The sequence below is a fragment of the Porphyromonas catoniae ATCC 51270 genome (genome assembly GCF_000565015.1).
Taxonomy (GTDB): domain Bacteria; phylum Bacteroidota; class Bacteroidia; order Bacteroidales; family Porphyromonadaceae; genus Porphyromonas; species Porphyromonas catoniae.
This window is the reverse complement of the sequence record NZ_JDFF01000004.1, coordinates 42,623-55,035: the sequence shown is the minus strand read 5'-3', so window position 1 is coordinate 55,035 and position 12,413 is coordinate 42,623. Positions and strand designations below refer to the sequence as shown.

The window sequence follows — 12,413 nt, the reverse complement described above, 5'->3', positions numbered from 1 at the left end:
CACTATAATGGCAGGGTATAAAGCATTATGATGCGAGCGTATGAAGCATCGGAGAGGAGGAGATATGGGGCATCGGAGAGGAGGGGACTACTCCTCGGACTTCTGACCCCAGCGAAGACGCCAGCGGTTCATCATCTGAACTTCGGAGGCATTGGCTTCATCACTTTGCCAGAAACGCTCCCCTACGATTGCGTCGGGGAGGTATTGCTGCTGGACGAAATGCCCAGGGTAGTCATGCGCATAGAGGTATCCTGCTCCGTAACCCAGATCGCTCATGAGTTCGGTCGGAGCGTTACGTAGGTGTAGCGGGACGGGGAGATTACCTGTGGCACGGACACGTGTGAGAGCGTTGTTGATGGCGTTGTAGGCAGAGTTGCTCTTCTCACTACATGCCAAGTAGATTACAGTCTCTGCAAGGGGTATCCTTCCTTCGGGCCAACCTATTCGGTCGAGGGTCATGGCACATGCGTTCGCCAGCAGTAGGGCGTTGGGGTTAGCAAGGCCTATATCCTCGGCAGCAGAAATCATCAACCTGCGTGCGATGAATGAGGGATCCTCTCCCCCTTCGATGAGACGTGCTAACCAGTAGATAGCTGCGTCAGGGTCGCTCCCACGTATGCTTTTGATGAGGGCGGAGGCAATATCGTAGTGTAGTTCGCCACCCTTGTCGAAGGCAATCGGATTAGCCTGTACATGCTCGGAGACGAGGCTATTGGTGATGGAGAGGGGATCTGCGGTGGTGGAGAGCGTGACGAGCTCTAGGATGTTGAGCGCACGGCGTGCATCCCCTCCCGAGAGCTGCATGAGGGCATCGGTTTCGGTCAGCTCTATGTGTCGCTTACTCAGCATCTCATCGCTCGTCAGGGCGTGGTGTAATAGGGCGAGCATCTCCTCCTTGCTTAGGGGACTCAGCGTGTACACCTGGCATCGGGAGAGCAGAGGACGAATGACCTCGAAGCTAGGGTTCTCAGTGGTTGCCCCGATAAGCGTTACAACCCCTTGCTCGACAGCCCCTAGGAGAGAGTCCTGCTGACTCTTGCTAAACCTATGAATTTCATCTATGAATAGGATCGGGCGAATGTCTGAGCTAAATATCCCGCCCCCATCCTTGGCGATTTGCTCCAGAGCCTCTCGTACGTCTTTGACGCCGGAGTGTACGGCACTTAGCGAATAGAAGTTCGCACCCAAGCTCCGAGCGATGATTTCAGATAGGGTGGTCTTCCCTACACCCGGAGGCCCCCAGAGGATTAATGAGGGCAGACGCCGAGCCTCAATCATCTTCCTTAGGATGCCATCGGGGCCTACGAGGTGCGATTGTCCGTAGTAATGCTCCAGCGTCTCAGGACGCATGCGCTCGGCTAGGGGTTTTAGGGTCGTCATCATATCTACTCAGCACTAGTTTGGGAGCCCTTCAGGGGCAACCTTCAAAGCTACAAAAAGGAAACAACACAACTAGCGGAAAGGCTCACGGAGGATGTCTCGGGTGGTGTCCTTGCTCCTCCTACGAGGAGTAAGTCTTCAGTACATGAATTTGCAGAGCCTCCTTCCTTGTTGTGTCGTCTCACAAACCCATGCTAGGCTTCGCTCGAGACCCTTGCATGGGGTATAAGCGAGACCCTTGCAAGGACTTGTTTATAAATCCTTGCAAGGGTCTCTAGCTACGTGATCAAGGGGAGTGAATCTAACCGCACCCTGCACTACCTCGGCAGAGCATTATAGGTGCGCTCACGGCGTACATAGTAGTGCCAGAGGAGGCTGTACGGCTTGAGGATGTCAGGTGATGGAGGGGTGGAGGTGAGACGTATGTTCTCCCTACGTACAGCCTCGTACTGCCCACGGACGATCAGGAACGAACGCCAAGCCTCGATGACCGATAGCGCATGTCGGGGGCGGAGCTTCACGAGGTAGAGGAGCGAGGCAAGGGAATCGAGGAAGATACGCATGAGAAGCACAAGGTAGAGCTTCCTCGAGGGCAGGTTTTTGTAGAGCATCAAGAGGTTGTTGCGGAAGTTCAGATAGACCTTCCTTGGGCTCTCCATCGAGAGGCTACCGCCGCCCACGTGGTAGACGAGAGAGGACGGTGCGTGCATTACCTTATGCCCCCTTGCATTCATGCGCCAGCAGAGGTCTATCTCCTCTTGGTGAGCGAAGAAATGGGGGTCTAACCCTCCGACCTCTAGATATACGCTCCGACGCACAATGAGGCATGCCCCCGATGCCCAGAAGATCTCCACTGGAGTGTTGTACTGCCCTTCGTCCAGCTCCACCGTATCGAGCATTCGCCCTCGACAGAAGGGATAGCCCAGAGCATCAATATAGCCACCTGCTGCACCTGCATATTCGTACCGCTGAGGCTCATGATAGGCACGTATCGTAGGCTGAATAGCTGCTACGTCGGGATGCTCCGTGAGGAGTCGTAGCGGTTCATCTAGCCAACCTGAGGAGAGGCCTGCATCGCTATTAAGCAGGACAACGATTGGGTAGTCCAGCTCACGGATGGCACGATTGTACCCTTCGGCAAAACCATAGTTGGTGTCGAAGCTCAATACCCGTACCTCGGGGTAGTACTGGTGGAGGAAGGGAAGGCTGTCGTCTGTCGAGCCGTTATCCACGATAATCAGTTCGGCAATCCCTCGGGTATGTTCGACCCAGGAGGGTAGGAACTGCTCTAGGAGGGCTCTACCATTCCAGTTGAGGACGAGGACAGCGACCTGCTGTTGTGGCTCGTGATGCATAGTGATGTGGATGTATGTGTGTCTTATTCCTGATCCCGTAAAGCCTCACTAAGCGTCGCCTCGGGGTAATCGGAGAGAGGACGCTTCCAGCGTCGGTGGCTCCAGAGCCAAGAGGCTGGATCACGGCGTATCGTCTCCTCTAGGAGGCGTGTGTATTGCTCTGTGATCGCCAAGGGAGGTAGCTCACGAGGGCTATCTGTGATGAGACGGAAGCGTCCGACGAAACGCACGGGACTCACACGCTCTATATCGAAGTAGAGTACGGGCAAATTATATTTGCGAGCAAGTCTCTCGACCCCATCGAGGATAGCCGTAGCTTGATTGAGGAAGAGGGTGAAGTAATGGACATGCCCCATACCCGGTGCTTGGTCGGTAATCATTGCCATCAAGGTCTTCCCCTCAGCCGCATTAAGATGCTCAACCAAACGTCGTGCGACCTGTGCCTTGGGCGTGAGTGTAGCACCGAAGGCTTGACGCTGGCGAGCAAAGAACTCATCCATCAGCTTGCTCTTGAGTGGGCGATACACTTGATCCATCGTCACTCCCAGCTGATCGAAGTAGAGCTGACCCGTGCTGAATAGCTCCCAGTTGCCTAAGTGGCCTAGGGCGGCAAAGGCACATGGATGCTCCTCGAAGACCTGCCGTAGGGGCGTAAGGTCGGGTATGAGGAAGTGCCGCTCCATGATCTCATGGGATGGGAGGCGAAGGAGCTTAGGGGTAGAGAGGAAGTTGTAGGCAAACTGGAGGTAAAAGTCTCGCTCGATCTTCCTGCGCTCTGCTTCGCTCTTCTCTGGGAAGCTGTTTGCAAGGTTCTCCCGAATGACCTTACGGCGGTAGTGCAGGACGTGCTCTAGGAGGAAGGCGGAGAGTCGACATAGGCAATGGATGACCCACCATGGTAGGCGAGCTAGGAGACCAAGCAGGAGTCTGAGTAGGAGATATTCGAGCCGTTCCATCAGAAACCAATTAGAGGAGGAAGCCCCCCGATACATCCATCTTCGTCGGGGTGATACGAGAGATCGTCCCGACAGCCCCCGCATCATACGGCTGGGCGATGCGTGTATAGTTCTCGCTGTGCCCCATCATGAGTCCGTTGTACTGCCCATGTTCCCAAATGACGGTATGCTCCCTACCGATCTGTGAGGAATAGAAAGCACGAAGATGCTCCTCACTGAGACGCATAAGCCGCTGACTGCGTTTATGCTTCTCTGCTGGGGCTACCGTATATTGGATCTGGAGGGCAGCTGTACCCTCTCGCTCCGAATAGCTAAAGACGTGGAGTTGGGAGAATGGAAGGTCTTCTAGGAAGTGATAGCAATCATCGAAATATTCTGGTCTTTCACCTCGTGTCCCCACGATGACATCCACTCCGATGAATGCCTCTGGGAGTACGCTACGGATATGCTCCACACGGCTTCGGAAGAGCGCACGATCATATCTGCGACGCATCAGACGTAGCACGTCATCGCTACCGCTCTGTAGAGGGATGTGGAAGTGTGGGGCAATCCTGCGGGATGAGGCACAGTAGTCGATGATTTCCTCGGTAAGTAGGTTGGGCTCAATAGAGCCAATACGAAACCGCTCAATCCCCTCTACGCCATCAAGCGCCTTCACTAGGTCAAGGAACGTCTCACCCGTATTACGCCCGAAGTCCCCGATATTCACACCCGTCAGGACAATCTCTAGTCCACCTTCGCTGGCGATGCGTTCTGTTTCCTTCACGATCTCCTTGATGCTCCCGCTTCGGCTTCTTCCTCGAGCCTTCGGGATGGTGCAATAGGTACAGTGGTAGTCACACCCATCTTGTACCTTCAGGAAGTGCCTTGTCCGTTCGTCGGAAGATGAGCTTAGGCGAAAGGTGTGGATGTCCTTGGTCTTGCCTCGGATGACATGGGGCGTCTGCCCCTGATGCTCCAATAGGTCGAGGTAGCGAGCCACATCGAGCTTCTCATCCGCCCCGAGTACGAGGTTGACCCCCTCTATGGCTGCGACTTCCTCGGGGTCCAGCTGAGCATAGCAGCCCGTGACCACGATGAATGCCCCAGGGTGCTCTCTATGAGCTTTGCGGATGACGCTCCTACACTTACGGTCGGCCTGCTCCGTCACAGAGCAAGTGTTGATGACACAGATATGGGCTTCCTCCCCTTGTCTGGCAGTACGGATACCTTGGGCGAGGAGCGAGCGACCGATGGTAGAGGTCTCGGCAAAGTTGAGCTTGCACCCGAGGGTGTAGTAGGCAGCTATCTTGTCTAGGAATACCGTGCTATCCGTCATCGAGGCGTGCTGGGGTGATGTCCTGAGGGGTAAAAAAGTAAAGGGAAATAGGGGTGAAGAGGTGAGGTAAACACCTCCGTGACCATAGATGTGAAACCTATGGTATAGGGAAAAAAGGAACCTAAGGGGAGGCTGCTTCGTCGGATGAGGGGCTAAGCCTCGTCCGTCCAGTCAAGGTCGAAGGAGCCGATTTGCACATCCTCAGGCTGAGGAGCATGGTGGGCCTCTTCTTGGGGCTGACTAGGTACATTTCTCCCTAGGTCAGGCATCTCCTGCAAGACACCATCCGATATTTGCATGATGGTCTCTAGCAAGGCTTGGGAGACCTTGGCAAAGTCTTCTTCGTAGATGAAGATACGATGTCTCTCGGGCTTACCCTCGCTCTCTCTCATCTTCGTCTCAGAGAGTACGATGTACTTATTCCCTTTTGTGTCGAGCTTAGCATCGATATAATAGTGTCGGGTGCCAGCCTTTATCTTCTGTGAGACGAGGGTCACTGAGCCGTTCCATTCTTTCTCCATAATCATTCGCTAAAAGTATTCTAGCACGAAGTTACACAAACTTCACTAGTTGTATATAAGTCTCCCTAAGACAATACCGTGGGAGTAGTGCTTTAGGTACGCTCAAGGCTTCTATGGCATCACCCTGTCCGTAGGATAATGGGTTAAGAGTCGCTGTGGCTTAGGGGTGGCTAGATCGATAGCCATGATTGTATCATCTACACTATATTTGTAGAGAAGCAAAACAGAACACAATGAACCTACAGCAACTCGAATACATCCAAGCGCTTGACCGCTACCGACACTTCGGTAAGGCTGCCGAATACTGCGATGTTACCCAGCCAACCCTAAGCACAATGATCCAAAAGCTAGAGGAGGAGCTAGGAGTGAAGATCTTTGATCGTAGCCACCAACCGATTATCCCCACCGAGGTCGGGCGACGTATTTTGGATCAAGCTGCTGTCATCCTTATACAGGCAGAACAAGTACGCGAGATCGTCCGAGAGGAGAAGGATGCACTAGCAGGGACGATTACCCTCGGTATCCTGCCTACGATTGCGCCGTACCTCCTACCTCGTGTTTTGCCTCTTCTGGAGCGAGAGCTTCCCAATCTTCGCATTATGTTCGTTGAGTTGAAGACTAGTGAGTGCTTGGAGGCATTGCGGCTAGGGACGGTGCAGATGGCAATCATAGCCTCCGAGGCAAAGGAGACTTACCTCGTTGATCATCCGCTCTATTATGAGGAATTCATGGGCTATGTGCCACGAGACTCAGAGCTCTATGCAGAGGAGGTCATTCGCTCGGCAGAGGTGGGGAAATACCATCTGTGGCTCTTGGATGAAGGGCATTGCTTCAGGGATCAGCTGGTTAGGTTCTGTCACCTGCGCTACGACCCAACGCAACGACATAATTATAGTAGAGGTAGCTTGGAGACCTTCATGCACTTTGTCGAGGGGGGCAATGGTGTGACCTTCCTTCCTGAGCTAGCTGTAGAGCAATTGGATGAGCGTCATCGTTCACTAGTCCGCCCCTTTGCTCTCCCCCGCCCAACGAGAGGGATTAACCTTGTGACGCACCATGAGTACGTCCGCCACGCTCTAATCGAAGCTGTGGCACGAGTGATCACCGCATCCGTACCCAAACGTATGCTCCACCTGCAACCAGGGCAAGACCTAGTCTAATATAGGTGAGATAAGCATGACGCCCCGCCACTCCATCGAGGAGTAGCGGGGCGTCATCGTATGGTGGCAGCTCGATTACTTGAGGTACTTATCGAGCCAGCCGAAGAAGGTGCGCTGCCAGAGTAGTGCGTTCTGTGGGCGTAGGATCCAGTGGTTTTCATCTGGATAGATGAGTAGCTCCGCAGGTATTCCCCTTAGCTTCGCAGCGTTGAAGGCTGCCATACCTTGACCAGCGAGTATTCGGTAGTCTCGTTCGCCATGGATCACAAGGATCGGAGTATCCCAGTTAGCTACTAGATGGTGAGGAGAGTTAGCGAAGGTGCGTTGAGCGACCTTGTTCTCCTTGTCCCAGGGAGCACCACCCATATCCCAGTTGGCGAACCACATCTCCTCGGTGGTCATGTACTGCATCTCGAGGTTGAAGATACCAGCATGTGCGATGAAGGCCTTGAAACGCTTCTGATGTACCCCTGCTAGATAGAATACGGAGTATCCCCCATAGCTTGCTCCGACACAGCCGAGGCGGTCGGCATCGACGTAGGGCTCTTTCTTTAGCTCATCTACAGCAGAGAGGTAGTCACGGATGTTTTGTCCTGAGTAGTCACCACTTATTTGCTCGTTCCAAGCCTTCCCAAAGCTAGGTACACCATGTCGGTTGGGGGCAATGACAATATAGCCTTGCTCAGCCATCAGACGGATATTCCAGCGGAAGGAGAAGAACTGACTAACGGTACTCTGAGGGCCACCTTGGCAATAGAGTAGAGCAGGATACTTCTTCGTCTTATCGAAGTTTGGAGGTAGGGCTACCCAGGTGAGCATGTTACCACCATCGGTCGTGCGTATCCAGCGTTTCTCTACGGTGATGGGTGTGAGTCCATCCAGCGTAGCCTTATTCTCCGCCGTGATTGCTCTACTACTTCCCGTCTTAGGATCCACAAGGTAGAGATCCTTAGGCACAATCATGCTCTGGCGACCAGCTAGGAGTTTCCCAGCGACGAAGTCAATGGAGGTATAGTCGTGTTGCCCTGTGGTGATCTGACGGATCTTCTTTGTCTTGAGTGTTACTTGCCAGAGTTGGGTCTCTGCTTCTTTGGTAGAAAGGAAGTAAATGCTTTTGCTGTCGGGTGACCACACGGTTTCATCGACATCACACTCGAAGCCCTCGGTGAGGTAGGTCTTCTTCCCAAGCTCCATGACGAAGAGACGCTTGAGGTCTGCTTCGTAGCCGTCACGCTCCATACTGATCCAGCTGAGCTTACGGCTATCTGGAGAGAAGCGAGGATGTGTGTCATAGCCCTTGTTGCCCTCGGTGGCATTTGTTGTAGAGCCTGAGATCACATTGTAGAGGTAGATGTCGGTGTCGGTGGAGAGGGCGTAGTCGAGACCTACCTTCTTGCGAGAGGAGTAGGCGAGGGTATTTCCATCAGGACTCCATGACAGTTCCTCCGAGCCACCGAAGGGCTTGGTGGGAGCTTCGTAAGGCTCACCCTCTAGGATGTCTTTACCCGAGGTGATGGGAGTGTCTCCGACGCTGGCGATGAAGATGTGAGGTATGGTCTCTACCCATTCATCCCAGTGCTTGTACATGAGGTCGGTGACGATACGTCCCGTAGCCTTGGGGAGATCGGGGTAAATGTCTTTTGTTGCCTTGCCGAACTTAATCTCCTTGATGTAGGCTAGCTTCGTCTCGTCTGGAGAGAAGAGGTAGTCCGATATCCCACCCTCGATATTCGTTACTTGCTTGCGGTCTGAGCCATCGGGGCGCATCGTCCAGACTTGTGTAGCCCCACTCTCACTAGAGAGGTAGCTGATGCGTCGTCCGCCTTGTATCCACCGAGGAGACGATAGGCCAGGGATGTCTCGTGTGATCTGGGTACGTGCGGTGCCTGATGAGGTAACGGTGAAGAACTCGGTACGGATCTTATTGTCCTTGATGTTTGGGAAGCCTACGCTGTAGACGACGAGCTTCCCATCGGGGGAGAGTGCGGATGAGCCTACACGAGCGAGGGTGAGCATCGTCTCGGGGGTAAGGTGCGGACGTTCCTCTGCCTGTGTAGGCAGCGATGAGGCAAGTGCCGTAGCAGTCAGGAGTGCTGCCATGTGTTGTTTGATCTTCATTGTGTATGGGAATGTAGAGAAGGGTATAGTCTATGCTAAGAGAGTCGCAGTTGAAGTTCGTCCTTGAGACGCTGTACCTCGGGGTTAATCTCGATGAGCTTCTTCATTCGATCCTCTGGGGTGAGGGCTATGAGCGCCTGCTCCTGCTTGTTCTTCTCCCTTAGTGTAAGGGTCAGATGTGAGTTGCGCAGGGTCCGCCTAAGGAAGGTAAGGAGTTGTGGTTGGACAGCCTCTACAGCATCACGGATGGCGTTGCCTGGGGGTAGGGCTAGCTCTGCCTCACGCTCACCCGTGAGAGCTGGTAGCTCGGCATGAAGGATGTTGCGACATATAACCTGCTCACTGCTTAGCTCCTGCTCGACGAAGCGCACATAGGCTCGCTGTAAGTCTTGCTCAGTGAACGGCTCCGATTCCTCCTTGGCTTCACTTACCTCCCTCTGCTGTGTCTCACTTGCACCCTCTTGTACTGAGCGTCTACGTCCAAAGAGCTGTCGTGTCTGCCCGGTGCTGGGATTTGCTGATGGAGGAGTGATGGGGGGCTGAGGCGTGGATGCAGGAGCTGGTGGTGGGGGTGTAGGGGGAGTCGGTTGAGGCTGTGGTACAGGCTGTGCCGAGGGGGTTGGGGTAGGCTGAGGGGAGGGGGTAGGGCTGGCTTGTGTAGTGGCCTTGGGTGCTGTAGGAGCAGAAGTCACAGCAGGCTTGGGGGAAGAGCTAGGTGTTGGGGTAAGCTCCCCCTCGCTGTGAAAGACTGGTACAAGCCCAAGGAGTGTTAGCTCGATGAGCAAACGCTTATTCGTCGCTCCTCTGTACTGCTGATCTGCTTGTACGAGGGCTCGAATGGCAGCGAAGAGCTGTGGTGCTGTACAGCGACTCGCTAGAGCAACGTACTCGGCGGTTACACGATCGGGTTTCTCTAGGAGTGAGCTTGTGCCAGGGTGCTGTACCACAAGTAGGTCACGAGCAAAGGTTGCGAGCCCAGAGAGGATTGTCTGTCCCTCGAAGCCCTTACCCAATAGCTCATCCAGCAGAAGCAGTAGGGAACGGTAATCGCCAGCGAGCAGGAGGTCAAAGGCACGGATGAAGTAGGCGTAGTCTAGTACGTTTAGGCTCTCTAAGGCATGCTCATACGTGATCTTCCCTCCAGCAAAGCTCGAGATGCGGTCAAACATCGATAGGGCATCTCGCATCCCTCCATCTGCCTTCTCTGCAATCAAGCCTAGGGCAGCCTCGTCTGCCTCGATCCCTTCGCTTGTAGCCACGTACTGTAGGTGGCGTGTGATATCCTGTACGGTAATACGCTTGAAATCGTAGATCTGACAGCGAGAGAGGATTGTCGGGAGGATCTTATGCTTCTCTGTGGTAGCGAGGATGAAGATGGCATAGGAAGGAGGCTCCTCAAGGGTCTTGAGGAAGGCATTGAAGGCTGTGACTGAGAGCATGTGCACCTCATCAATGATGTAGACCTTGTACTTGCCTAGAGCTGGAGGCATACCTACCTGCTCGGTGAGCTGACGGATGTCCTCAACGGAATTGTTGGAGGCAGCGTCCAACTCAAAGATGTTGAACGAGCGTCCCTCATTAAAGGCTCGACAACTCTCGCACTCATTGCATGCCTCACCCTCTGGGCTTAGATGCATGCAGTTGATCGTCTTGGCTAGCACACGTGCAGCCGTAGTCTTACCCACACCACGAGGTCCACAGAAGAGGTAAGCATGTGCTAGACGTCCCTGCAGTACAGCCGTACGAAGTGTAGAGGCCATTGCGCCTTGCCCTACGATGCTCTGGAAGCTATCTGGGCGATATTTGCGTGCTGAGACGATATAGTTTTCAGCCATAGTACTCCATATATTACGTGTGTACAAAGATAGCGATCTTGCCTGAGTTGTCTGGGAATGGTCATAGGTCTCTCGGGAAGGCGCTGAGGGGAGAGATAGGGGTTGTCGAAAATACTCCTTCTCAAAGTGCCTATTTAGGGCTGTTGTGAGGGGTGCTCTACGAGTTACCATAAGTCGCTCAGACGAGTTATGGTAACTCGTTTGGGAGAGTTATGGTAAGTCGTCATGACGAGTTGTGGTAAGTCGTTTAAGCGGGTTATGGTAACTCGTAGATCTGCATTCCTGTGCCTTCGTATATTCTTTGTTTATAGTGGGTTGCGTCAGGGGTGGTGATGATGTGTTTCTCTGGTTAAGGAAAGAGGGGTTGTGCGTCTTTGAGTGTGAGGGGAAGCCCCACGTTTGTATCTGTCGCCATGCCTTATCATCGGGGAGGATGGAGCTACTCGCTTTCATGTGGTTACGAGACCAAGACAATGCCTTGGTTTACGCAATACGATTAGGGGACGATGTGCTGGAGGGCGTCATAGCCCTTTACTAAGCGTGAAAGCCACTAGGCTCCCTATTATTCTTATCTTTGTCCTAGTAACAGAATGACATGAGGTATGTCCCTACCTAGAGCATACCTACCCAACGACACTAACAATACGATCTGTATGGCTGAAAATCGTGTTTCCATCCTTCTCGTCTACACGGGAGGGACAATCGGGATGGTGGAGAACCCTTCAACGGGGGTGCTCGAGCCCTTTGACTTTAACTATCTTAAAGATAATGTCCCAGAGCTTCGTCGCCTAGGGTGCGATATATCGATTGTAGAGTTTAATCCCCCCCTAGATTCGTCTGCTATTACACCCGATGATTGGACTCGATTAGCCACGATTATAGAGGAGAATTATCACCGCTACGATGGCTTTGTGATCCTACATGGTACAGACACGATGGCCTACACAGCCTCTGCGCTGAGCTTTGTCTTCGAGGGGCTGGATAAGCCGATTGTCTTCACGGGTTCACAGCTCCCCGTAGGGAGACTACGCACCGATGGGAAGGAAAATCTCATCACAGCCATAGAGATTGCCGCTGCACGAGACAGCGAGGGACGCCCACGAGTACCCGAGGTGTCACTCTTCTTTGAGAACTATCTGATGCGAGGTAATCGCACGAGTAAGATTAGTGCAGATCAGTTCAGTGCTTTTGAGTCTTACAACTATCCTCATCTGGCCTATGCAGGGATAGAGATTCGCTACCACGATGCTTCGATTAATCGGAATTGTGGGGAAATCCCGTTTGCAGTGAACAAAACCTTCGATTCGCATGTAGCCATACTGAAGCTCTTCCCTGGCATCACTCGTGAGGTGGTGGAGACGGTACTCGGCATCCCCTCCCTGCGTGGCGTCGTGCTGGAGACCTTCGGCAGTGGGAATGCGCCCATGACCCCATGGTTCCTTGATGCTCTACGCCAGGCTGTGGCACGAGGCTTAGTAATCGTCAATGTCACTCAGTGCGTGACGGGCTATGTAGATATGCTACGCTATGAGACGGGGCTTCTATTGCAGGAGATTGGACTTATTAGCGGAAGGGATTGCACCACGGAGTCCGCACTGACGAAGATGATGTACCTCTTCGCTCGGGGCTACACTGAGGCAGAGGTCAAGCGACAGATGGCTATCCCGCTCCGAGGAGAGATGACGCTGGAGCGTACAGACGAAGACCTGAATAGGGAGACCTTCATATATAGACGATAAGAGACAAACAACAAGTAGGAGGTAAGGCGTG

9 protein-coding genes are annotated in these 12,413 nt (G+C 53.4%); 2 read left to right on the top strand and 7 right to left on the bottom strand.

The genetic code is table 11. The annotated features are described in order from the left end of the window. Positions 1-87 precede the first annotated feature (87 nt). The 5 genes from HMPREF0636_RS00715 to HMPREF0636_RS00695 all read right to left on the bottom strand — a co-directional run bounded on the left by HMPREF0636_RS00715 (position 88) and on the right by HMPREF0636_RS00695 (position 5,530). Positions 88-1,383, bottom strand: coding sequence for a replication-associated recombination protein A (locus tag HMPREF0636_RS00715; protein WP_044167761.1), 1,296 nt, complete (start codon positions 1,381-1,383; stop codon positions 88-90). Between the two features lie 314 nt (positions 1,384-1,697). After that, positions 1,698-2,735 (bottom strand): glycosyltransferase family 2 protein, encoded by a 1,038-nt coding sequence (locus HMPREF0636_RS00710; RefSeq protein ID WP_044167759.1) that lies wholly within the window; start codon positions 2,733-2,735, stop codon positions 1,698-1,700. Between the two features lie 23 nt (positions 2,736-2,758). Beyond that, a complete protein-coding gene (locus tag HMPREF0636_RS00705; RefSeq protein ID WP_044167757.1) occupies positions 2,759-3,691 on the bottom strand; it encodes a lysophospholipid acyltransferase family protein in 933 nt (310 codons plus the stop codon). Positions 3,692-3,701: 10 nt separating this feature from the next. Beyond that, entirely contained in the window at positions 3,702-5,009 is a 1,308-nt protein-coding gene (mtaB, locus tag HMPREF0636_RS00700; protein ID WP_044167756.1) for a tRNA (N(6)-L-threonylcarbamoyladenosine(37)-C(2))-methylthiotransferase MtaB, read from the bottom strand. Positions 5,010-5,161: 152 nt separating this feature from the next. Next, positions 5,162-5,530: a DUF3276 family protein gene (locus HMPREF0636_RS00695; protein WP_248616844.1), complete on the bottom strand. Its 369-nt coding sequence runs from the start codon at positions 5,528-5,530 to the stop codon at positions 5,162-5,164. Between the two features lie 233 nt (positions 5,531-5,763). On the opposite strand from HMPREF0636_RS00695, the gene HMPREF0636_RS00690 reads away from it, so the two are divergent. After that, positions 5,764-6,690 (top strand): hydrogen peroxide-inducible genes activator, encoded by a 927-nt coding sequence (locus HMPREF0636_RS00690; protein ID WP_044167752.1) that lies wholly within the window; start codon positions 5,764-5,766, stop codon positions 6,688-6,690. Positions 6,691-6,765: 75 nt separating this feature from the next. Here HMPREF0636_RS00690 and HMPREF0636_RS00685 read toward each other — a convergent pair whose 3' ends face one another. Then, the gene (locus tag HMPREF0636_RS00685) at positions 6,766-8,808 is read right to left on the bottom strand and encodes a dipeptidyl-peptidase Dpp5 (RefSeq protein WP_211235755.1); all 2,043 of its coding nucleotides are present in this window, start codon (positions 8,806-8,808) and stop codon (positions 6,766-6,768) included. A gap of 35 nt (positions 8,809-8,843) precedes the next feature. Beyond that, the gene (locus HMPREF0636_RS00680; RefSeq protein WP_044167747.1) at positions 8,844-10,643 is read right to left on the bottom strand and encodes a DNA polymerase III subunit gamma/tau; all 1,800 of its coding nucleotides are present in this window, start codon (positions 10,641-10,643) and stop codon (positions 8,844-8,846) included. Between the two features lie 653 nt (positions 10,644-11,296). On the opposite strand from HMPREF0636_RS00680, the gene HMPREF0636_RS00670 reads away from it, so the two are divergent. Then, the gene (locus tag HMPREF0636_RS00670; RefSeq protein ID WP_044167839.1) at positions 11,297-12,382 is read left to right on the top strand and encodes an asparaginase; all 1,086 of its coding nucleotides are present in this window, start codon (positions 11,297-11,299) and stop codon (positions 12,380-12,382) included. The last annotated feature ends 31 nt before the right edge of the window (positions 12,383-12,413 follow it).

What these genes read in the sequence shown, in the direction of transcription:
- HMPREF0636_RS00705 (WP_044167757.1), bottom strand. Translation starts at nt 3,691, where the DNA reads ATGGAACGGCTCGAATATCTCCTACTCAGACTCCTGCTTGGTCTCCTA.
- HMPREF0636_RS00680 (WP_044167747.1), bottom strand. Translation starts at nt 10,643, where the DNA reads ATGGCTGAAAACTATATCGTCTCAGCACGCAAATATCGCCCAGATAGC.
- HMPREF0636_RS00685 (WP_211235755.1), bottom strand. Translation starts at nt 8,808, where the DNA reads ATGAAGATCAAACAACACATGGCAGCACTCCTGACTGCTACGGCACTT.
- mtaB (WP_044167756.1), bottom strand. Translation starts at nt 5,009, where the DNA reads ATGACGGATAGCACGGTATTCCTAGACAAGATAGCTGCCTACTACACC.
- HMPREF0636_RS00695 (WP_248616844.1), bottom strand. Translation starts at nt 5,530, where the DNA reads ATGGAGAAAGAATGGAACGGCTCAGTGACCCTCGTCTCACAGAAGATA.
- HMPREF0636_RS00710 (WP_044167759.1), bottom strand. Translation starts at nt 2,735, where the DNA reads ATGCATCACGAGCCACAACAGCAGGTCGCTGTCCTCGTCCTCAACTGG.
- HMPREF0636_RS00715 (WP_044167761.1), bottom strand. Translation starts at nt 1,383, where the DNA reads ATGATGACGACCCTAAAACCCCTAGCCGAGCGCATGCGTCCTGAGACG.
- HMPREF0636_RS00670 (WP_044167839.1), top strand. Translation starts at nt 11,297, where the DNA reads ATGGCTGAAAATCGTGTTTCCATCCTTCTCGTCTACACGGGAGGGACA.
- HMPREF0636_RS00690 (WP_044167752.1), top strand. Translation starts at nt 5,764, where the DNA reads ATGAACCTACAGCAACTCGAATACATCCAAGCGCTTGACCGCTACCGA.